This is a genomic window from Stenotrophomonas sp. 86428_Sma (assembly GCF_056481585.1).
Genome location: NZ_CM151156.1, coordinates 4118034 through 4139872, shown reverse-complemented (window position 1 = coordinate 4139872; position 21839 = coordinate 4118034). Strand labels below are relative to the sequence as shown.

Here is a 21839-nt window from a genome sequence, read left to right as displayed (position 1 = left end):
GATCTGACGTGGAAGGGGTCAGAAGTGCATCTGCGCGCGCAGTTCGAAGATCTCCGGCGTGCTGCGCACGCCGCGACGGCTGGCGTCGACCTTGACGTAGTTGGCCTGGAACTTGAAGTGGCTGGTCAGGTACCAGTTCGCACCCAGAGTGAGGTCGTGCTGGCGGCCGCCGAGGATGCTGCCATCGTCGAGGTCCATGCGGCTGTAACGGGCCACCAGTTCCACCGCGCCGTAGTCGTGCGCCGGCTTGATGTTGGCCACCGCACCGGCGTTGTACGGGCGCGATTCGCCGGTCAGCACCCAGCTCGCCATCGCGTACTGGCCGCTGCCGGTGTAGTCGGGCTTGCCGTCATGGCGGGTGACCGTGGCGCGCAGGGCTTCGGCCTGCACCGAGAACGGGCCGCGGATCCAGATGCCTTCCAGGCCGGTGCGGCGGATCTGGTCGGCGGTGACCAGCGCGCCGGAATCGACATAGCGGATGTCGGTCAGGCCGGCTTCCGGACGTGCGCGCAGGCGCGCGCTGGCCTCGTGGTGCACGTCGCGGCCATCGCTGTAACCGCGCGGATTTTCCTGCGAGTAGGCCAGGCCCAGGTGGATCACGTCACCCGGCGCCTTCACCGGGGTCCACACCGCACGCACGGCCTGGGTGGTGCCCGGGTTGTCACCCTGCAGGTCCTTGCCGCCATAGGCGCCGGCCTGCAGCAGGTACTGCGGGCGCTCAAGCACCCATTCCACACCCGTGCGGCGGCCAGCGTAGAAGGCCTGCACCGGCAGCGCGGTTTCCAGGAAGCTGCCGGCGCGCGAGGACGTGTTCGCGTCCAGGCCGACCGGGGTCTTCATGTAGCCGAAGCGGAAGCGGCCGATGTCGCGGCCGAAGAAGGCCTTGCTTTCGAAGCGCACGAACACGTCCAGCCAGGTATCGGACTGGAAGTCGTAATAGACCATCGCGTCGTAGGCGCCCTTCTTCTTCAGCGTCGCACCGAACTCCTTGCGGCGCACGGCGTCGTCGTCCTCAAGGCCACTGCCCGAGGAGAAATCGTTGTAGTCGTAGGCGATGTTGGCGGTAGCGGCCAGCTCGGTGCCGTCGCCGAAGGCGTACTTGGTCGGCCAGTTGTCGAAATCGGCAGCCGAAGCGAAGGCGGGAAGCGCGGCCAGCGACAGGGCCAGCAAGGTGGGAATCGGGCGCATGTTGGGTGCGGCTCTCTCAGATTGCGTGTGGACAGGACAACAACGGCCGCAAGGGCCGGAACTTTCGCAATGACGCGCCCGGCCGTTCAGCTCGGGCCACCGGCCTCCCCGTGATCGGGCGGTGCGGCGCCAGTGTAGGCATCGCGGCCACCTGAACCGGGGGGCTAGTACCAATAGGTTATCTGCGCCAGCGTGCCCGGCGCGTACAAAGGCGTCCATTGGTCGCACCCCCTGCGCGTGCTGCACAGGGCCTGCGGTCAGTTTCCACGGTAACGGTTCCCGTGCAGTCCCGGGGCCGTACGTGCCTGAAAACGCCCCTTCCGGAGTCCGCCATGCACATCCCGACCGCAGCACCGGTGCCTGCAAAGCCGTTGCCGATCTATCGCCAGCTGTACTTCCAGGTGATCGTGGCGATCGTCCTGGGCGCCATCCTCGGCCACTACGAACCGTTGATCGGCGAGAAGATGAAGCCGCTCGGCGATGCCTTCATCAACCTGGTGAAGATGATCATCGCACCGGTGATCTTCCTGACCATCGTCACCGGCATCGCCGGCATGACCCACCTGCGCACGGTGGGCCGCGTATTCGCCAAGGCGATGGCGTACTTCCTGTTCTTCTCCACGCTGGCGCTGATCGTCGGCATGATCGTGGCGCACGTGGTGCAGCCCGGCGCCGGCATGAACATCAATCCGGCCGAGCTGGACCAGACCGCGGTGCACAGCTACGTCGAGAAGTCGCATGACCTGACCCTGGTCGGCTTCCTGATGGACATCATCCCGAAGACGCTGCTCAGCGCGTTCGTCGATGGCAACATCCTGCAGGTGCTGTTCGTGGCCGTGCTGTTCGGCATCGCGCTGGCATCGGTGGGCGAGAAGGGCAAGCCGATCGTGAACTTCCTGGAGGCGCTGGTCGCCCCGGTGTTCAAGCTGGTCCACATCCTGATGAAGGCCGCGCCGATCGGTGCCTTCGGCGCAATCGCCTTCACCATCGGCAAGTACGGTGTTGGCTCGCTGATCAACCTGGCCTGGCTGGTGGGTTCGTTCTACCTCACCGCCTTCCTGTTCGTGGCGGTCATCCTGGGCCTGGTCTGCCGCCTGTGCGGCTTCTCGGTGTTCAAGCTGGCGCGCTACCTGAAGGCCGAACTGCTGCTGGTGCTGGGCACCTCCTCGTCGGAGTCGGCGCTGCCGTCGCTGATGGAGAAGATGGAACGCGCCGGCTGCAGCAAGTCGGTGGTGGGCCTGGTGGTCCCGACCGGCTACTCGTTCAACCTGGACGGCACCAACATCTACATGACCCTGGCGGCGCTGTTCATCGCCCAGGCCACCAACACCGAACTGACCCTGGGCCATCAGATTGCCCTGCTGCTGGTCGCCATGCTCAGCTCCAAGGGAGCGGCCGGCGTCACCGGCGCCGGCTTCATCACCCTGGCCGCCACCCTGGCCGTGGTGCCGGAGGTGCCGGTGGCCGGCATGGCGCTGATCCTGGGCGTGGACCGCTTCATGAGCGAGTGCCGCTCGCTGACCAACTTCATCGGCAACGCCGTGGCCACCGTGGTGGTCTCGCGCTGGGAGGGGGCGCTGGACCGCAACCGCCTGAAGCTGGCGCTGGATGGCCGCGAAAGCGAACTGCCGCCGCTGATCGATGCCGTGCCCGAGGCGCTGCCGGCCAGGGGCTGATCCAGGTGTGTGGTACCGCGGGGCCGATCACGACAGTGGTACGGCCCCGCGGCGTTTCAAGGCGTCCCATGGCTGTCATGGGACGCACCGAAGCTGGTGTCGCGGTACCGTCGCATACGGCACGGAATTGTGCGGTCGCAGCATGCCTGCGACAGGATAGCGACAGGTCCAGACGCTCCAACGGGGGTATCATCCCCTGTCCCTTCTGCCCATTCATGTAACCCACATCGATGTCCAACGAAGATTTCAAACAGGCCGCCCTCGATTACCACCGGATGTCCCCGCCGGGAAAGATCAAGGTTTCCGCTACCAAGCCCATGCTGACCCAGCGCGACCTGTCGCTGGCGTATTCGCCGGGCGTGGCGTACGCCTGTGAAGCGATCAAGGCCGACCCGCAGCAGGCCAGCGAGCTGACCGCCCGCGGCAACCTGGTGGCGGTGATCTCCAACGGCACCGCGGTGCTGGGCCTGGGCAACATCGGCGCGCTGGCCGGCAAGCCGGTGATGGAAGGCAAGGGCGTGCTGTTCCAGAAGTTCGCCGGCATCGATGTGTTCGACATCGAAGTGGACGAGACCGACCCGGACAAGCTGGTCGACATCATCGCCTCGCTGGAGCCGACCTTCGGCGGCATCAACCTGGAAGACATCAAGGCGCCGGAATGCTTCGTGGTCGAGCGCAAGCTGCGCGAGCGCATGAAGATCCCGGTGTTCCATGACGACCAGCACGGCACGGCGATCATCGTCGGCGCGGCCGTGCTCAACGCCATGGCGATCACCGGCAAGAAGATCGAGGAAGTGAAGCTGGCGACCACGGGCATGGGCGCAGCCGGCATTTCCTGCGTGAACATGCTGGTGCAGCTGGGCCTGAAGCCGGAAAACATCCTCGCCTTCGACCGCGAGGGCGTGATCCACACCGGTCGTACCGACCTGGATCCGGAAAAGCAGCGCTATGCGCGCGACACCGACAAGCGCACCCTGGCCGAGATCGTCGACGGCGCGGACATCTTCCTGGGCCTGTCGGCACCGGGCATCCTGACTGCCGACATGGTCAAGACCATGGCGCCGGACCCGGTGATCTTCGCGCTGGCCAACCCGACCCCGGAAATCATGCCGGAGGTGGCGCGCGCCGCCCGTCCGGACGCGATCATCGGCACCGGCCGTTCGGACTACCCGAACCAGGTCAACAACGTGCTGTGCTTCCCGTACCTGTTCCGCGGTGCGCTGGACGTAGGCGCCACCGCGATCAACGAGGAAATGAAGATCGCCTGCGTGCGCGCCATTGCGGCGCTGGCGCGTCGTGCGGCCACCGACATGGGTTCGGCCTATGGCGGCGAGACCCCGAGCTTCGGCCGCGAATACCTGATTCCGCGCCCGTTCGACCGCCGCCTGCTGGTGGAGTTGTCGGCCGCCGTGGCCCAGGCCGCGATGGACTCGGGCGTGGCCTCGCGCCCGATCGAGGACATGGGCGCCTACCGTGACAAGCTGGCCCAGTTCGTCTACCGCACCAGCCTGATGATGAAGCCGGTCTACGACCGCGCGCGCAGCGACAAGCAGCGCGTGGTGTACGCCGAGGGCGAAGAGGAAGTGGTGCTGCAGGCGGTGCAGAACGTGGTCGACGACGGCCTGGCACACCCGATCCTGATCGGCCGCCCGGAAGTGATCGAATCGCGCATCGAACGCCTCGGCCTGCGCCTGAGGATCGGCGAGAACGTTGAAGTCACCAACATCAACGACGACCCGCGCTTCAACGAATACTGGCAGTACTACCACGGCCTGACCGGCCGTCGTGGCGTGACCGTGGCCGCGGCGAAGAACCTGATGCGTTCGCGCCCGACCCTGATCGCGGCGGTGATGGTGGCCCGTGGCGAAGCCGATGCGATGCTGACCGGCATCGTCGGCCGCTTCCACAAGAAGCTGGGTTACGTGCGCAGCGTGCTGCCGCTGGAGCCGAAGGTCACCTCGACCTCGGCGATGACCGGCGTGATCAACCAGCAGGGCGTGTTCTTCTTCGTCGATACCCACGTGCAGGAAGACCCGACCGCCGAGCAGCTGTGCGAAGCGACCCTGCAGGCGGCCTACCGCATGAAGCTGTTCGGCATCGAGCCGAAGGTGGCGCTGCTGTCGCACTCCAACTTCGGCAGCCACGATTCGAAGGACGCGCTGAAGATGCGCCAGGTACGCGAGCTGCTGCTCAAGCGCAACCCGCGTCTGAACGTGGACGGCGAGATGCAGGGCGACACCGCGTGGGACGAAGCGCTGCGCCAGAAGCTGCTGCCGGGCTCGACCCTGCAGGGTCGAGCCAACCTGTTCGTGCTGCCGAACCTGGAAGCGGCCAACATCGCCTACAACCTGGTGCGTGTGTTCACCGACGGCGTGGCGATCGGCCCGATCCTGATGGGCGTGAACAAGCCGGTGCATATCCTGACCACCAGCGCGACCTCGCGCAGGATCCTGAACATGACCGCCATTGCGGCGGTGGATGCGCAGATCCGCAAGCAGCTGGAAGCGGAAAAGAAGGCGTAAGCCTTCTTTCCAGCGTCAGCTGCAGAAGCGCGCCCCCCGGGGCGCGTTTCTGTTTCCGCAAAGCGGAAACGGGTAGTGCCGGCCGCTGGCCGGCAACCCCCAATGATGTTCAGGCGCACAACGGCAGCCGGCCAGCGGCCGGCTCTACCTCCGGGCTGTGCCGCACGCGCTACGCAACCCGGTCATTTCGCAATCGCCGCGGTCGCTGCGCGTTTCTGTTTCCGCAAAGCGGAAACGGGTAGTGCCGGCCGCTGGCCGGCAACCCCGATGATGTCCAGGCGCACGACGGCAGCCGGCCAGCGGCCGGCTCTACCTCCGGGCTGTGCCACACGCGCTACGCAACCCGGTCATTTCCCTGCAACGCCATTGCGGCCCAATACGCCCACGCGGCCCGGCCGTGGGAAGGGACCGGACCGGCCTTCCCACCCTGGGCCCGACCACCTCCCCATCGGCGAAAGTGTCATGCGCAATCGAGTGACCCGGCGGTATTTCCAGCAGCTGTTCGCGCTCTACGCAGGTTTCGTGCAGTCGCGCTGAGGCAGCAATGCGGTAGCGCCGGGCAATGCCCGGCGAACGTGCGGTGCGTGGGTGTCAGTGCCGCTTGCCGCGCCGTGCCGGCGCCGGCGGTGGTGCGTCCGAACGCGGCTTGGCGTACTGCGCCCACAGCGCCGGCAGTGCCTTGCCGGTATGCTTCTGCCACAGCGCCGGTGCATAGCGGCCGTCGCGCAGGGCCTTGTCCAGTGCCAGCACCAGGCCGGGATGTTCCGCCTCCGCCCACTTCAGGAACGCACCGGTCACCCGGTAGCCGCTGTCCACGTTCTGCCCCTTCTCGACCTTGCCGGGCAGTGCCCAACCGGCCGCGGCATTGTCCATGCCGTAGCGGTCGCGCGCGTAGTCGGCGATGCCTTCCACCAGCCAGCCCGGTACCCGTGCATCGCCATAGCCGGGATACCCCTGCACGATGTGCATCGCCTCATGGGTGACCAGGTCGATGTCGTTCGGATGCTGCTCCAGCCAACCCGGATTGATGGTGATCGTCGCTGCCTGGTCCTTGTCGCCGACGAAGGCGATGCCGGTGTAGGCCGGATCGATCACGATACGCACCATTGACGGCGCAGCGGGATGGAAGTCCGCACGTTCGCGCAGGTACGCGAAGAAGAACGTATCGATCACCCGCTTGCGCTGCGGTGCGGCCAGGGCGCCACGGGCGTCCTGGTAGTTCAGCGTCACGCCGTCGCGGGTCAGCTGCGTATCGAACGCCTGGGTCTGGCCGAAGCTTGAGAAGGACAGGGCAACAAGGGCCAGAGGCAGTAGACGGAAGCGCATGCAGCTCATTGTACGGTGCCGGCCGCCAGCAGTTCGATCTCCGCCAGCGGCAGCCGTGCCGGTGCCGCCAGGCGCAGGCGGTACTCGCCGTAACGACCAGGTTTGGCGATGCGGAACGGACGGGTCTGGCGGGCGGATTCGAAGTCTTCGCCGCTGCGCTGGTCGAGCACGGCCCAGCTGCCGCCGCCGTTGCGCGCCTCCAGCGTCCATTCACCGCCCTGGATGCGGCCGTCACCGCTGGTCAGCGTGTACATCGTCGGGGTGCCCTCGGCCAGGCCGGTCAGCGCGATGGTTGCACCGGCGCCCAGACCCACTGTGGTGCCGGCATCGTCATCGACCAGCGCGGGCAGGGTACGGCCATCGGCCAGCGTCGCCTTCGCGCCGCTGCCGAGCAGGTCGTGCAGCAGCTGCGGGTGCTGGCCGCGCGCGGTCAACGAGCGCGGCACATCGTCCACGCCGCTGCCCCAGCGCGAGGGGCGGGGTCCCATCACGAAGTCGAGGGTCGCGCCCTTGGCGATCAGGTCGTGCGGCACCCAGGTCTTCGTCCACGGCGTACCGTTGATCTTCAGCGACTGCACGTAGACGTTCTCACGCGAGTTGTTGGCCGCGTTCACGGTCAGCACCGCGCCACCCTGCAGCTCCACCCGTGCATGCTCGAATGCCGGCGAGCCGATCACGTACTCCGGGGCGCCCATGCGCAGCGGGTACAGGCCCAGCGAGGCCAGTACGTACCATGCCGAGGTCTCGCCATTGTCCTCGTCGCCCGGGTAGCCCTGGCCGATCTCGCTGCCGACGTACAACCGCGACAGGATCTCGCGCACGTGCTGCTGGGTCTTCCACGGCTGCCCGGCGTACAGGTACATCCACGGGATGTGGTGCGCCGGCTGGTTGCTGTGCGCATACATGCCCATGCGCACGTCGCGCGCTTCGGTCATCTCGTGGATGGTGCCGCCGTACGAGCCGGCCAGTGCCGGGTCCGCGGTTTCAGGTGTGGCGAAGAAGGTATCCAGCTTCGCCGCCAGCTTTTCGCGGCCGCCATACAACGCGGCCAGGCCTTCGCCATCGTGGGCGGCGGTGAAGGCGAAGGTCCAGCCATTGGATTCGGTGTAGTCGTGGCCCCACACGCGCGGATCGTAGGCCTTTGCGTCCACGCGCCAGCGACCATCGGCCTTGCGGCCCTGGAAGAAGCCTGCCGCCGGATCGAACATCGTCGCGTAACTGGCGGCGCGATGGCGGAAGTAGTCGGCCTCGGTGCTGTAGCGCTCGCGTGCGGCGGGCGCGGTCGCGCGCTTGGCCAGGGCATCGGCCATGTTGGCGATGCCAAAGTCATTGAGTGCGCCTTCCATCGTCCACGACATGCCTTCGTGCACGTCGGCGCTGGCATAGCCGCGGAAGGTCGAACGGTTCATGCCCTTGCGGCCGACATGGCGGTCCGGCGGCACCACGGTCGCGTTCTTCAGCGCGGCGGCATAGGCCTCGGCCGGATCGAAACCGCCGACGCCCTTCAGCCATGCATCGGCGAAGGCCACATCGGAGCTGGTGCCGACCATCAGATCAGCGTAGCCCGGCGATGACCAGCGTGCGATCCAGCCGCCGGCGCGGTACTGCTCGATGAAGCCCTGCACCAGCTGCCCGGCATCGTCGGGCGTGAACAGCGCATAGGCCGGCCAGGTGGTGCGGAAGGTGTCCCAGAAGCCGTTGTTGACGAATACCTTGCCGTCGCGCACGGCGGCATAGCTGCGGGTCGCGCTGCCCTCGGTGTTGTCATCGCTGGCGCTGGCCTGGTTGGCGTAGCGCCACTCCGGTGCGGCGGCGCTGCCCACGTTCTCATGGCCGGAATTGGGGTACACGAACAGCCGGTACAGGCTGGAGTACAGCGTGGTCTTCTGGTCGTCGCTGGCATCGCCGATGTCGAAACGGGCCAGGCGCGCATCCCATGCATCCTGCGCACGGCCGGCCACGCTCTCCAGCGTATCGGTGGCGGCGATTTCCAGCGCCAGGTTGTGTCGTGCCTGCTCCACCGAGATCAGCGAAGTGGCGATGCGCATGGTCACCCGCCGGTCGCTGCCGGCATCGAACTTGATGTAGCCGGTCGGGCGGCCGGTGTCGAGGCGCCCACTGCTGCGCCACGGCTTGTCGAAGCGGGCCACCACGTACATGCGGCTGGCGCCGTTGGACAGGCCGCTGCGCGTGTCGGTGTAGCTGGACAGCGTCTGCGTGGCGGCGTCCAGAGTCAGGCCGCCACGTGCATCGACGTTGTCGAACAGCAGGTTGGCGTCGCCGTCCTCCGGGAAGTCAAAGCGGAACAGCGCGGCATGGTCGGTCGGCGCGATCGAAGCCGCGACGCCGTTGTCGAAGCGCACGTCGTAGCGGTAAGGGCGGGCGCTTTCATGGCTGCGGTCGAACGACAGGGCACGCTTGCGGCGGTCAGCCTCCGGCACGCCACGACTGGCCGATGGCATCACCTGGAAGGTCTGGCGGTCGCCCATCCACGGGCTGGGCTGATGGCTCAGCGCAAGCGCCTGCAGCTGCGGGCGGTTCTGTGCGTCGTTCTGTTCGTTCCAGCGGTACAGCCAGTTCAGTGCGCCAGCATCGGTCACCGGGGTCCAGAAGTTGAATCCGTGCGGTACCGCGGTGGCCGGGAAATTGTTGCCGCGCGAGAAGGTGCCGTTGGCCTGGGTGCCACGGGTGGTCAGCACCCAGTCGGAGACGCGCGCTGGCTGCTGACGTGGCACTGTGTCCAGGCGCACGTCATCGATCCAGCCCGAGACCGGTGCACCGTCGGCACTGGCCACGTCCAGTTCGATCGCCACCACGCGGCGGCCCTTCAGCGCGGGCACGTCGCCCAGCCGCACCGCCTTGCGCGCCCACTGCTGCGGATACAGCGTCTTCGAATCGCCCTGCGCGCGGGCGCCGAGGGCCACCCCATGCTGGTCACGCGCAGCGCCGGCCGAAACCCGACTGCCATCGTCCAGCAGCAGGTCCAGAGACACATAGGTCGAAGCCACGGTGTCCTTGCCGACGATCTCCGGCAGCACCAACCACGACAGGGTGGTATCCGCCTCGATGGTCACGTCCGCCTTGAACAGTTCGCGCCGCGCGCTGCCGCCTTCGCTGCTGTAGCGCAGTGCATGCAGGCCGCTGTAGCCCGCATTGCGCTTGGCGGCGTAAGGCGCAGCAGGGCCGTTGCCGATCGTGACCTGCAGTGCGCCTGCGGCCGGTGCCGGCGCCGGCTGGCCCGGTTCGAACGAGGTCTGCAGTCCCTGTGCCAGCACCGGCATCGCGGTAGTCGCACAGGCCAGGGCCAGGGCGAGCGGAAGCAGGGCGCGGCGTGGATCGGACAGGGTCATGCAAGGGTCTCCCGGAAGGGCAGGCGGCGGGCAGAACCCGCATCGGCGGACACCACGGACAGCATCGCTCCGCCCGCCGGGATGGCAGTGGAAGAAGCGATACCGGTCCGGTGGGGGCGGGCCATGCGATCGGGTCGGATTGGAGTGGGCCGGTTTACGACCTGGCCCGATCCTGCAACAGCCGTGGCAACCTGACAAGTGCCATTTAGTTCGATCCAAATGCGGGAAATATTGTTGTCGGCGGATTTTCGGCGTGAACCTGCAGGATCGATCGGGAATTTCCACCGGCACCCCGTCCCGAGGTGGCATGCAGGGCCGCAGGGAATCGGCCCGGTACGCGCAAAGACCCGTTGCGGCGCAATGTCGGGGCGGCCCAGATGCTAGAATCACAGGCCTCGCAACCCGTTCATCGACATCCGCCATGAGCCATACCGCCACCGCGCCCGCCAACGCCGAGAAGCGCTACACCGTGCACCGCAGCGATCTGCCGCTGAGCTGCCCGACCCCGGAAATGGCGCTGTGGAACTCGCATCCGCGCGTGTACCTGCCGATCGAAGACGAGCCCAACGGCGAAGCGCAGTGCCCGTACTGCGGTTCCGTGTTCGTGCTGGCCGACTAAGCGGCCGCCCCTTCGATGCGCCGATTGACCGTGGTGCAGTTGCTGCCGGCGCTGCACTCCGGCGGTGTCGAGCGCTCGACCCTGGAAATTGCTGCGGCCCTGGTCGCTGCCGGCCATCGTGCGCTGGTGGTCTCCGCCGGTGGCCGCCTGGTGCAGCCGCTGCTCGATAGCGGTGCCGAGCACCTCACCCTTGATATCGGCCGCAAATCGCTGCTGACCCTGCGCCACCTGCCGACCCTGCGCCGCCTGTTCGCTGAAGTTGGCGCCGACATCGTGCATGCCCGTTCGCGGCTGCCGGCCTGGCTGGGCCTGTACGCGATCCGCGCGATGCCTGCCGCACAGCGCCCGCATTGGGTGACCACCGTGCACGGGTTGAACTCGCCCAGCCGCTACAGCGCGGTGATGACCAGCGGTGAACGCGTGATCTGCGTGTCCAATACCGTGCGCGACTATGTGCAGCGGCACTACCCCACGGTTCCCGAAGCGAGGCTGCAGGTGATTCCGCGCGGCGTCGATGTCGCACAGTTTCCCCGCGTGGCCCGCGCCGACCGTCGGCCACGACTGGCGCTGGCAGCCGATTACCCGTGGCTGGCGCAGGTTGAGGGCCCGCTGCTGCTGCTGCCGGGGCGGGGCACCCGGCTGAAGGGGCATGCTCATGCGCTGCAGTTGCTGGCGGATGTGCGCGCGGCCGGTGTGCCGGCACAGCTGTGGATGCTGGGCACCGATGAACCCGGCCGTGAAGCCTACGTGGCCGACCTGCGCCGGCAGGCGGCTGCTTTGGGCGTGACCGACGCCGTGCAGATCAGCACGCCGACCGCGCGCATCGCCCAGGCCTATGCGGCCAGCGATCTGGTCCTGCAGCTGTCGGACAAGCCCGAAGCGTTCGGCCGCACCGTGGTAGAAGCGTTGTCGGTCGGTCGCCCGGTACTGGGCTGGGACCATGGCGGCGTCGGCGAACTGCTGCAGCAGCTGCAGCCGGCCGGCGCCGTGCCGCTGGGCGATGCACGGGCGCTGGGTGAACGTGCGCTGGCCCTGCTGGCGCAGCCGCCGTCCTTGCCGACCCGCATCCCGTTTACCCTGCAGGCCATGCAGCGCGACACCCTCCGCCTCTATGCCGACCTCGCCGGCTGACCCCGCAACCCTCGTGCGCGAGGACCGCGCCGGGCGCTGGGCGCCCTGGTGGGTGCTGGCGTACGTGGCGCTGTGGCCGTTGCCGGGCATCGCCGAAACCGTGCTGGGTCTTGGCGCGCTGTATGCCGCGGTGCGCATGATCATGCGCCGCCTGCAGCGCCGCCCGCACCTGCTGACACCCGCCGCGTGGGCGCTGACCTCGATCCTGTTCCTCGGTTACTGGCTGCCGCAGGCGTTCTCCGCCTTCGATGCGATCGATCCGGCGGCGTCGTGGACCAAGGCGGCCGCCGGCCTGCGCTATCTGCCCTTCATGTGGCTGGTGGCGATCGCCGTGGCCACGCCGGAACGCCGGCGGCTGACCTTCGGTGGCCTCGCATTGATTACCGCTGCGTGGACGCTGGATGCACTGGTGCAGGCGGTCGTGGGTACCAGTCCGTGGTTCTGGTCACTTGAGCAACTGAAGTTTGCAGTAAGCGGTCACGCGTTGTGCCCGGCCAGCGAGGCAGCATGGGTCGATCGCCTCAGTGGCGCGCTGGGGCCGTGCAACCTGAAGTTCGGCCAGGTGCTGGCCAGCCTTTCACCGTTCCTGTTGCTGCCGCTGGCGCGCCGCTTCGGCAATCCAGGGTGGGTCCTGGCTGCGGCGGCGCTGGGCTGCGTGCTGCTGCTGGCCGGCTCGCGCGCGTCGTGGATCACCTTCGCGCTGGTGCTGGCCTACAGCGGCGTGCGCCAGTTCGGCTGGAAGCGGTTGGTGCTGCTGGGGCTGGTCGCTGTGCTCGGAGCGGGTGTGCTGACCGCCAGCGTGCCGCAGCTGCGTGAGCGCTTCGCACGTACGGCGATGGCCTGGGAGGGGAGCGAACGCGGTGTCGACGAGGCGTTGTCGGGGCGCGCGCGGATCTGGGACGCCGCGGCCTGCATGATTGAAGAGCACCCGATCAACGGGGTCGGCGCGCGCGGTTTCCGCGATGCCTATCCGGCCTGCGTGTCTGGCGACGAACCGGCGGTGTGGGGCGATGCCCCGGCGTTGCATGCCCATCAGATCGTGCTGGAAATCCTTGCCGAAACCGGCGTGCTGGGCCTGCTGTTGTGGCTGGCCGCCGTCGCCCAGGCGTGGCGCGCCTGGCGTTTCGCACCGCCCGCGGCCCGTGACCGCGCGCGCCCTGCGATGCTGGCGCTGGCGGTCACCGTGTTCCCGCTTAACACGCACCTGGCGTTCTATTCCGCGTTCTGGGGTGGCCTGACCGTGCTGTTGGCCGCGTTGTTCGCCGGCAGCCTGTTGGCCCGCGAAACGGATGACACGCCGACGGTGGTGTGATCGCCCATCCACGCATGGCGTGGCTCTACTCCACGTACCGAACAAACGTCCCCATGGTGGATCCACGCCATGGCGTGCATGGGGCGGTCACCGAACGAACGTCGCCGTAGTAGATCCACGCCATGCGTGGATGGGGCTTTACCGACGCAAACACGCGCCAACCTCCACTAGCCGTGCCTCCGTGTGTATCGCACGCTGAGGCCATGGCCAGCCCAAGACTCCGCTACGGTCGTTACTCCTGCACCGGTAACGTCTATTCATTGACTACGGTAACCCTCGATCGTGAACCCTTCTTTGCCGATGCTTCCAACGTAGCGATTCTGGTTGAGGCACTGCGCTTCGTAGAGCGCAAGGGGGTGAGCCACAGCTTCACCTGGGTGGTGATGCCCGACCATCTGCACTGGTTGATGGAATTGCGCGGGGGAACCCTGGCCGAGTGCATGGCCCTGCTCAAATCACGCAGCAGCCGGCTGCTGAATCGGCGATTGGAGCGGCGAGGGTCGCTGTGGCAGCACGGTTACCACGATCACGCCGTACGCAGCGATGAATCCCTTCACGAAAAGGCGATGTACATCCTGGCCAATCCGGTCCGTGCGGGCTTGGCGTGCGTGGTGGGGGAGTACCCGTACGCCTGGTGCCGCTGGCCGTTGTGAATCCCGGCACGGAATCGAAGAGCATCCACGCATGGCGTGGATCTACTTCAGAATGCCCCACGTCATTGAATCCACGCCATACGCGGATGAAGCCGCACAAGGCAGTAGATCCACGCCATGCGTGGATGAAGCCATCCCTCCCACCGCTACTTGTAGAAATCGCTCCGGCCGCCGGGCTGGCGCTTGAACCGCCGATGGATCCACAGGTACTGGTCCGGGGCTTCGCGCACCATTTCTTCGATGGCCTGGTTGACCCGCGTGGTATCGGCTTCCACATCCTCGCTGGGGAAATTCTCCAGCGGTGCGCCGATCTTCAGGAAGTACTTCCCGCCCTCGCGGCGGTGGAAGTACGGAATCACCGCGCAGCCGGTCATCCGCGCCAGCTGGTGGGTGGCGGTAATGGTGGATGCGGTATGGCCGAAGAACGGCACGAACACGGTGTCCTTGCCACGCATGTCCTGATCCGGCGCATACCAGAGGAAGCCGCCCTTCTTCAGGTGGCGCACGGTCGCGCGGATGTCCTCGTTGGCGAACATCGCCTTGGCATAACGCAGGCGGCCAAACTTCACCGCCCATTCGTACACCGGGTTCTTGTGCTTGCGGTACATGCCAGACAGGTCAACGTAGTCGCACAGCAGGCGGCCGCACATCTCCAGGGTCATGAAGTGGCCGGAGACCAGCAGCACGCCGCGGCCTTCGGCCTGCATCTGCCGCAGATGCTCGAGGCCTTCGATCTTCACCTGCGGGCGGATGCGGTCGATGCTGCCCCACCAGGCGCGGATGCACTCGAGCACGCCCACGCCCAGCGCGTCGAAGCTGTCGCGCACCAGGCGCTGGCGCCAGGCTTCGTCCTTCTCCGGGAAGCACAGCTGCAGGTTGACCTCGGCGGCGCGACGGCGGCTGCCGAGCAGGCGCCAGCTGATCCAGCCGACGCCCCGGCCGAGCGCACGCTGCAGCATCCACGGCAGGCGGGCGATGGCGAAGGCGCCGAGCATGGCGGCGAACATCGGCCAGTTGCGGGGATCGCGCAGCGACGGGCGGACGGCGGTGGTGGCATCGGACATGGCGCCATTCTACCAACCCGGCTGCGTGTCTTTCCCGGGGGGCTCCCGTATCCTTGCCGCATGCGTAAAGACCCTGTCGAATGGATCCTGCGCGGCCTGTACTCGGCCGTGCTCTACATCCTGCTGCCGATCACCGTGTACCACCTGGTCTGGCGCGGTTTCCGGGTCCGTGAATACTTCCGGCGCTGGGACGAGCGTTATGCCTCGTATCCGCAGCCGACCGGCCAGCCGCGGGTCTGGCTGCACGCGGTCTCGGTGGGCGAGGTCAATGCCGCCGCGCCGCTGGTGAATGCCCTGCGCCAGCAGCGTCCGGACATCCGCTGGGTCATCACCACCATCACCCCGACCGGCTCGGAGCGCGTGCGCGCGCTGTGGGGAGACGCGCTGGATCACGTCTATCTGCCGTACGACGTACCGGGCAGTGTCAACCGCTTCCTCGGCCATTTCCAGCCCAGCCTGGCACTGATCCTGGAAACCGAGCTGTGGCCGAACATGCTGTTCGGCTGCCGCGACCGTCGCATCCCGGTCTACATCCTCAACGCCCGCCTGTCCGCGCGTTCGCTGCGCGGTTACCGGGTGCTGGCGGCGCTGATCCGCCGTGCGCTGCGCACGGTCACCTGCGTGGCCGCGCAGTCGCAGGACGACGCCGAGCGCTTCGTGCAGCTGGGTGCTGCGCGTGAACAGGTGCAGGCGCTGGGCAACCTCAAGTTCGATATCGCCACGCCGGATGTGCAGGGCTTCGTCGAGCAGTTCCACGCCTGCGTGCCCGCCGGGCGCCCGGTGTGGATCGCGGCCAGTACCCACGATGGTGAGGAGCAGGCGGTGATCGACCTGCATCGGCGCCTGCGCCAGCAGCACCCCGACCTGTTGTTGCTGTGGGCGCCGCGGCACCCCGAGCGCTTCCCGAAGGTGGAGGCGCTGGCGCGCGAGCAGGGCTGGAACGTGACGACCCGTCGCGCGAAGCAATGGCCGGAGGCCGGCACGGATGTATTCGTCATCGACACCCTGGGCGAGCTGATGCCGTTCTATGCCTGCGCGCAGGTCGCCTTCGTCGGCGGCAGCCTGCAGCCGATCGGTGGCCACAATCTGCTGGAACCGGCGGCGATGGGCACTGCCGCTGTGACCGGTCCGCACCTGCACAACTTCGCCGAGATCTCACGGCGCATGCGTGAGGCCGGTGCCTTGCTGATCGGCGAGGACGTGCAGGCGGTAGGTGACCTGCTGCAGCACCTGCTGGGCGACGCAGCGGCGCGCGAGGACATGGCCCGTGCTGGATGCACGCTGGTCAGCAATGGCCGCGGTGCCCTGCAGCGCACGTTGGCGCTGGTCGCGCCACATCTGCCGCCGCCGCGCAGCTGAGCCGGGCAGCAACACCGCCAGGGCGGACACTACGTGGACCGACTGACGTGATCGACTGCATCAATTCTGCTTAGCAACCGGATTCCTGTCGCAGCAGGACCGGATGCGTGGCTGCGAACGTGTTTGTGGTCACATCGCGATGCGCACGGTACGGATTCTGATACCGCCCTTTGGCGCAGGCTGCCAGCCTGCTGTCGACCGCGCATGGGCGGAATCAAGAGGGCTTGCGATGGACAGCGACAACCGCCGTGGCCGGCACGCGCTGCTGGGAATGGATCACTTCGCGTTGGTGGCGTTGACCCTGGTGCTGGGGGGCAGCGTGATCGCCCTGGTCGGCCAGTACACCGCCGCCCAGGCCGGCCCGGCCATCGTACTGAGTCTGCTGCTGGCCGCACTGGGCACAGCGCCGATGCTGTATTGCCTGCACGAGCTGAACCAGCAGCAGCCGGAAGCCGATGGCCTGTACGGCCCGCTGCGGGCCGCCTGGGGCACGGCAGTCGCGCGCCTGCTGGGTGCTGTGCTGCTGCTGGAGCTGGTGGTGACCAGCGCCGGCGTGGCGCAGTCCATGGCGGGCCACGCGCGTGCGGTGTTTGCCAGTCGCGGTATTGAAACCGGCAGCGCATTGCCGGATCCGGTGATGGCCGTCACCAGCCTGCTGGTGCTGGGTGCGTTCGTGTTGCTGCCTCCGCGTCGCATCGCGCTGATGGTCTGCGTGCTGTTGACGGCGAAGATCGGTGTAGGGCTGTTGCTGCTGGCGCTGGCGGTCCGCCACGTGCACTACGCGAACTGGATCCCGTGGCTGCCGGACGCCACCGCGCCCTATCGGTTTGGACCCGGCGGGGTGCTGGCGGCAAGCGTGCCCTTGCTGGCGGTGTTTGCCAGTGTGGGTCTGGCATTGGGGTTTCCTGGGCGTGGCCCGCAGGTGCGTGCGCGGTCACCAGGGCTGCTGGCGGCCGCGCTGCTGCTGGCAATGCTGCTGCTGATCGTGCTGGCGGCGTTGCAGGCCGGCCTGGTCGAGTTCCCGGCATTGGCCAGTACGCGGCCGTTGTCGGTGGCATTGCAGGGCCATCCGCAGTTGCAGTGGCTGCTGCCGTTGCTGCCGCTGGCGGGCATGGCCGGGTTGGCAGCACTGTTGCTGGTGCTGTTGTCGTTGGCCACACATCTGGCAGCGCAGCTCTGGCCTGTGGCCGCGGATGAAGCGCCCGGGTTCCGGACGCGGCTGATACCAGTCACCGTGGTGCTGGCGGCGCTGCTGGCGTTGGGAACACCCGTCGATGCATTGCCGGTGCTGCCGGGCCCGGCCACCCTGCTGGTGATGGCGGCTTTGTGCCTGGCAGCACTGCGTGTGCGCGCGCCTATGCCGGGGGCTGCGATGGTGCTTGCGCCCCTGGCCGCGGCGCTGTGCGTGCTGGCCGCAGTGGAGCGGGCAGGCGCGTGGCCGGGCTGACGGCCGGCGGATCTGCGCCATGCCTGGGTGGGGCCGTACGCGCTGCCCACAAAAAAGCCACCCTCGCGGGTGGCTTCTTCGTTGCCGGCAGGGCGACGACTCAGTGCGTGGTCGTCGACGGGTTGCCCGCGTCCTGGGTCAGCAGGCGGTTCACGTCCTGCAGCTCGGCCACGTCCAGCGCACCCAGCGACTGGCTCAGCAGCAAGCGGTTCTGCAGGAAGGTGTAGCGGGCCTGTGCATAATCCAGCTGCGCCGAGAACAGGATGCGCTGGTTCTGGATCACGTCCAGCACGGTACGGGTACCGACTTCCAGGCCGACCTGCGACGCGTCGTACGCGCTCTGCGCCGAGACCACCGCCAGGCGGCGGGCTTCCACTTCGCTGATGCCCTGTACCAGGGTCTGGTAGGCATTGCGGGTGTTGCGGTCCAGGGCACGCTTCTGCTGCTCGTAGCCATCCTGGGCGATGTCACGCTGGGCCAGTGCCTGGCGGACGCCGGACTGGGTGGCGCCACCGGCGAAGATCGGCACGCTCAGGGTCAGCCCGATGCTGTTGGTGCGTGCATCCGGCGACAACGAGCCGGCACCGGTGCTGTCACCCCAGGTTGCGCTCTTGCCCCAGCTTCCGCCCAGCGACAGGGTCGGGTAATGGCCGCCACGAGCGGCCTGCACGCCAGCCTCGGCGGCGCTGACCTTCAGTTCCTGGGCCTTCAGCGCCGGATTCTGGTTGGTGGCCTGGTGCACCAGCTCATCGATGTTGCCACGGTTGGCCGGCACTTCCGGGCGGAAGTCCGCCGGCAGGCCGCGCAGGTTGACCACCGGCTGGCCGGTCAGTTCGGTCAGGGCCTGGTAGTTATCGGCCAGGGTGTTCTGCGCAACGATGGTGTTGGCACGCGCCTGGTCGTACTGGGCGCGTGCTTCGTGCACGTCGGTGATCGGCGCCAGGCCCACTTCCAGGCGCTTGTCGGCGAAGTCGAACTGCTTCTTCGCGGCCGCTTCATTGGTCTGTGCGGCGTTCAGCGATTCGATCGCCACCAGCACGTTGAAGTAGGCCGCCGAGGTGCGCACGATCAGGCTGTCGTTGGCCGAATCGAGGGTGAAGTCCGCCGCCTTGCTCAGCTCGCGCTGCGAACGCAGGTTGTTGATCTGGGTCCAGTTGAACAGCGTCTGGCTCCCTTCGATCGTGTAGTTGCGGCGCTTGCTGGTCACGGTGCCGGAGTTGGCGTCATGGTCCGCCTCGCTGCGCGAGCGGTTCAGCGTGGCCTGGCCGTTGATCTGCGGCAGCAGGGCAGCGCGGGCCTGCACGGCGCCTTCCTTGTCGTACAGCCGGGTGGATTCGGCGGCGGACAGCTGCGGATCGCCATTGCGCGCCATTTCGTAGACCTGCAGCAGGTCGGCGGCATGGGCGGACAACGGCAGCAGGGCAGTGGCCAGCGCAACAGCGAGGGATCGGCGGATCATTGCGGCTTCCTTGGACTCAGAGGTGGAACTGGGGGGCCGGGGCGGCACCACGCAGGTAATCGATATCGGTCTCGAACAGGGACTCGGTGCTGCCGTCGGCCGTGACCAGCAGGGCCTCCATCGCCGGCGAACGGCCATGGATCACGAACAGGCGACCACCCGGACGCAGCCACGAGGCGAACTGTGACGGCACCACGTCGACCGCACCAGTGACACAGATCACGTCAAAGCGGCGTTCGGTCTGCCAGGACAGGGCGTCGGCCACTTCCACGCGGACGTTGGTGCCCAGGCCGGAAGCGTCCAGGCGGGCACGCGCGGCGGCGGCCAGTTCCGGGTCGATCTCCAGGCTCAGCACGTCGCGCGCCAGCGCGCCGATGCAGGCTGCCAGGAAGCCGCTGCCGGTGCCGATTTCCAGCACTTCGTCACCCGGCTGCAGATCCAGTGCCTGCAGGGTACGGCCCTCGATGACCGGCTTCATCATCTTCTGGCCATGGCCGATCGGGAGTTCAACATCGGCATAGGCCAGTGCCCGGTGTGCATCGGCGACAAAGGCCTCGCGCGGCAGGCGGGCCAGGACGTCGAGCACCTTGATGTCCAGCACGTCCCAGGGACGGATCTGCTGTTCCACCATCAGTTCGCGGGCGTGGGCGTAATCAATCGTCATGAGGTTCAAATCCAGCGCAGTGGGCCGGCCATTTTACCGGTGCCGGAGGCCGGCGGCGCGCCCAGAGCATCAGCTGCCGGGTGGCCGGGGTCGCAGTGCCGGAAGTCATCGCGACCTCCGGTTCGTTCAGTTTTGGTTATCCGGCCGTCCCGGCCCCTCGCGGCGCATAGGCGCGCAGGAAGAAGTCGATGCTGGCGGTCACATGGGCAAGAGGGTCGCACTCCACCGGTGACAGTGGCATGCCGCACATCATATGCATGTGCACTTCGCCCTTGACCAGGGTCAGGAACTGCTGGCCAGCCAGGTAATAGTCGGGGATGTCCAGTTCGCCGCGTTCGCCGCGCGCGCGCAGGAAATCGGCCAGGGCCTCGCAGGTACGTTCCGGGCCGGCCTGCCAGAACAGCTCGCGCAGGCGTTCGTCGGTCTCCGGCGCCATCATCATGCGCTGGATCGAGATCGCTGCGTCGGAGGTGATCAGCTCGAAGAAGGCCAGGCCGATGCCGATCAGCTGGTCGCGCAGGGGGCCGTCCGCGTCGGCCACGAACAGCGCGTCAGGCAGCATTTCAATGCATTTTGACTGCACGGCCTCGGAGAACAGGGTTTCCTTGTCGCCGAAGTGGCTGTACACAGTCAGCTTCGAGACGCCGGCCTGAGCGGCGATGGTGTCCATGCTCACGCCGGTATAGCCCTGTTCGATGAACAGTGCCTTGGCTGCTTCAAGGATCGCCGCGCGCTTGCCGAGGTCCTTGGGACGCCCGGGTCCGGCGGCCTTGGCAGCGGGCTTGGCCGACGGCTTGCGGGAAGTGGGAGAACTCATCGCGACAATACTAGACCAAGCGGTTCGATATTTATACTATACCGGCCGGTTTATTAAATTGGGCCGGCAGTCGCGGCTCCCCCCTTAGTTGCAACCCTGCGTTTTCAGGACGTTGACCGATGAAGATCGTGCGCTGGATGGGCGGTATGGTGTGGGTGGCTGCGCTGGCAGCCTGTTCGGGACAGGAACAGGCGCCACAGGCGGCCGTACCGGTGCTGGTGGTTCACCCCGGCGAACAGGCCGGGCAGGCCCCGGCGGCGTTCCCGGGCACGGTGCGTGCCCGGCAGGAAAGCCCGCTGTCGTTCCGCGTCGGTGGCAACCTGGTCAAGCGCCATGTCGATGCCGGGCAGCGGGTCAAGAAGGGCGATGTGCTGGCCGAGCTGGACGTGGCCGACTTCGCGCTGCAGGCCCGCGCCTCGCAGGCGCAGCTGGCTGCGGCCGAAGCCGATCTGGTACGTGCCCGCGATGACCTCAAGCGCTACCAGGTGCTGGCCGACCAGCAACTGGTCAGCCGCTCGCAGCTGGACCAGCAGTCCGCCGCCTTCAAGGCCGCGCAGGGCCAGGCCAACGCCGCCCGCGCCAACCTCGATGTGCTGCGCAACCAGGCCGATTACGCCCAGCTGCGCGCACCGGCCGACGGCGTGATCGCCAGCCGCGAGGCCGAGGCCGGGCAGGTGGTGTCGGCCGGCCAGACCATCTTCAACCTGGCCGCCGATGGCGGGCGCGAAGTGCTGATCGACCTGCCCGAGGCCACCATCCGCGACTATGCGGTGGGCCAGCCGGTCGAGGTGGAGCTGTGGAACCGTCCTGGCCAGCGCCTGCCGGGCACGATCCGCGAGATCGCCGCCGCCGCCGATCCGCAGGCACGTACCTACGCGACCCGGGTCAGCCTGGCCGCCGATGCGCTGGCCGATGTCGAACTGGGCCAGAGCGCACGCGTCTACAGCAGCGCCGGCCGCCACGGCACCCTGCAGCTGCCGCTGGGCGCGCTGCAGCGCGGTGCCAACGGTACCGCCAGCGTGTGGCTGGTCGACCCGGCCAACAGCACGCTGAAGGCTGCAGCGGTCACCACCGGTGCGTTTGGCAGTGAGACCGTGCCGGTGCTGTCCGGCGTGAGCGCAGGTGACTGGGTGGTTGCTGCTGGTGGCCATCTGCTGCGTGCCGGTCAGCCGGTGATCGCCGTGGACCGGCAGAACCGTCCGGTGCTGAAGCCGGCCGCGCCGGCCGCAGCCGCCAAGGCCAAGGAGTAAGC

Annotated in this window: 16 protein-coding genes; 9 read left to right on the top strand and 7 right to left on the bottom strand. The window is 67.5% G+C overall.

Features of this window, described 5'->3' with window-relative positions:
* Positions 1-18: 18 nt before the first annotated feature.
* Complete coding sequence (locus ACZK3J_RS19000; protein ID WP_478476173.1) at positions 19-1188, bottom strand: OprO/OprP family phosphate-selective porin; 1170 nt, start codon at positions 1186-1188, stop codon at positions 19-21.
* 332 nt (positions 1189-1520) lie between these two features.
* On the opposite strand from ACZK3J_RS19000, the gene ACZK3J_RS18995 reads away from it, so the two are divergent.
* Together ACZK3J_RS18995 and ACZK3J_RS18990 are read left to right on the top strand one after the other, a co-directional pair.
* Positions 1521-2864, top strand: a complete 1344-nt coding sequence (locus tag ACZK3J_RS18995) for a dicarboxylate/amino acid:cation symporter (protein ID WP_049398388.1) — start codon at positions 1521-1523, stop codon at positions 2862-2864.
* A gap of 230 nt (positions 2865-3094) precedes the next feature.
* Entirely contained in the window at positions 3095-5386 is a 2292-nt protein-coding gene (locus tag ACZK3J_RS18990; RefSeq protein WP_478476172.1) for an NADP-dependent malic enzyme, read from the top strand.
* A gap of 591 nt (positions 5387-5977) precedes the next feature.
* Here the strand turns inward: ACZK3J_RS18990 and ACZK3J_RS18985 are convergent.
* Positions 5978-6721: a basic secretory protein-like protein gene (locus tag ACZK3J_RS18985; protein WP_049460793.1), complete on the bottom strand. Its 744-nt coding sequence runs from the start codon at positions 6719-6721 to the stop codon at positions 5978-5980.
* Complete coding sequence (locus tag ACZK3J_RS18980) at positions 6718-10062, bottom strand: GH92 family glycosyl hydrolase (protein ID WP_478476171.1); 3345 nt, start codon at positions 10060-10062, stop codon at positions 6718-6720. Before ACZK3J_RS18980 ends, ACZK3J_RS18985 begins: the two co-directional genes overlap by 4 nt.
* Before the next feature lie 421 nt (positions 10063-10483).
* On the opposite strand from ACZK3J_RS18980, the gene ACZK3J_RS18975 reads away from it, so the two are divergent.
* From ACZK3J_RS18975 to ACZK3J_RS18960, 4 genes are all read left to right on the top strand, one after another.
* Positions 10484-10681, top strand: a complete 198-nt coding sequence (locus ACZK3J_RS18975; RefSeq protein WP_005410967.1) for a zinc-finger domain-containing protein — start codon at positions 10484-10486, stop codon at positions 10679-10681.
* 15 nt (positions 10682-10696) lie between these two features.
* Complete coding sequence (locus ACZK3J_RS18970) at positions 10697-11812, top strand: glycosyltransferase (RefSeq protein WP_032129103.1); 1116 nt, start codon at positions 10697-10699, stop codon at positions 11810-11812.
* Positions 11793-13124 carry an O-antigen ligase family protein gene (locus ACZK3J_RS18965; RefSeq protein WP_049460789.1) on the top strand — a complete coding sequence of 444 codons (1332 nt, stop codon included), beginning with the start codon at positions 11793-11795 and terminating at the stop codon, positions 13122-13124. The genes ACZK3J_RS18970 and ACZK3J_RS18965 overlap by 20 nt, the downstream gene beginning before the upstream one ends.
* 203 nt (positions 13125-13327) lie before the next feature.
* Entirely contained in the window at positions 13328-13777 is a 450-nt protein-coding gene (locus ACZK3J_RS18960; RefSeq protein ID WP_049460787.1) for an REP-associated tyrosine transposase, read from the top strand.
* Positions 13778-13923: 146 nt separating this feature from the next.
* Here ACZK3J_RS18960 and ACZK3J_RS18955 read toward each other — a convergent pair whose 3' ends face one another.
* Positions 13924-14841: an LpxL/LpxP family Kdo(2)-lipid IV(A) lauroyl/palmitoleoyl acyltransferase gene (locus ACZK3J_RS18955; protein ID WP_049398382.1), complete on the bottom strand. Its 918-nt coding sequence runs from the start codon at positions 14839-14841 to the stop codon at positions 13924-13926.
* A gap of 60 nt (positions 14842-14901) precedes the next feature.
* On the opposite strand from ACZK3J_RS18955, the gene waaA reads away from it, so the two are divergent.
* Together waaA and ACZK3J_RS18945 are read left to right on the top strand one after the other, a co-directional pair.
* On the top strand, positions 14902-16200 hold the full coding sequence (gene waaA, locus ACZK3J_RS18950; protein WP_049398381.1) for a lipid IV(A) 3-deoxy-D-manno-octulosonic acid transferase: 1299 nt from the start codon (positions 14902-14904) through the stop codon (positions 16198-16200).
* A 229-nt stretch (positions 16201-16429) separates the two neighbouring features.
* Positions 16430-17647 carry an APC family permease gene (locus ACZK3J_RS18945; RefSeq protein ID WP_049460785.1) on the top strand — a complete coding sequence of 406 codons (1218 nt, stop codon included), beginning with the start codon at positions 16430-16432 and terminating at the stop codon, positions 17645-17647.
* A 100-nt stretch (positions 17648-17747) separates the two neighbouring features.
* Here ACZK3J_RS18945 and ACZK3J_RS18940 read toward each other — a convergent pair whose 3' ends face one another.
* From ACZK3J_RS18940 to ACZK3J_RS18930, 3 genes are all read right to left on the bottom strand, one after another.
* Complete coding sequence (locus tag ACZK3J_RS18940) at positions 17748-19106, bottom strand: TolC family outer membrane protein (protein ID WP_049460783.1); 1359 nt, start codon at positions 19104-19106, stop codon at positions 17748-17750.
* Positions 19107-19122: 16 nt separating this feature from the next.
* Entirely contained in the window at positions 19123-19770 is a 648-nt protein-coding gene (locus ACZK3J_RS18935; protein ID WP_049460781.1) for a protein-L-isoaspartate O-methyltransferase family protein, read from the bottom strand.
* Between the two features lie 136 nt (positions 19771-19906).
* Positions 19907-20587 (bottom strand): TetR/AcrR family transcriptional regulator, encoded by a 681-nt coding sequence (locus tag ACZK3J_RS18930; RefSeq protein WP_049398377.1) that lies wholly within the window; start codon positions 20585-20587, stop codon positions 19907-19909.
* Positions 20588-20706: 119 nt separating this feature from the next.
* Here ACZK3J_RS18930 and ACZK3J_RS18925 point away from each other — a divergent pair, with 119 nt between their 5' ends.
* Complete coding sequence (locus ACZK3J_RS18925) at positions 20707-21837, top strand: efflux RND transporter periplasmic adaptor subunit (protein WP_032129094.1); 1131 nt, start codon at positions 20707-20709, stop codon at positions 21835-21837.
* The last annotated feature ends 2 nt before the right edge of the window (positions 21838-21839 follow it).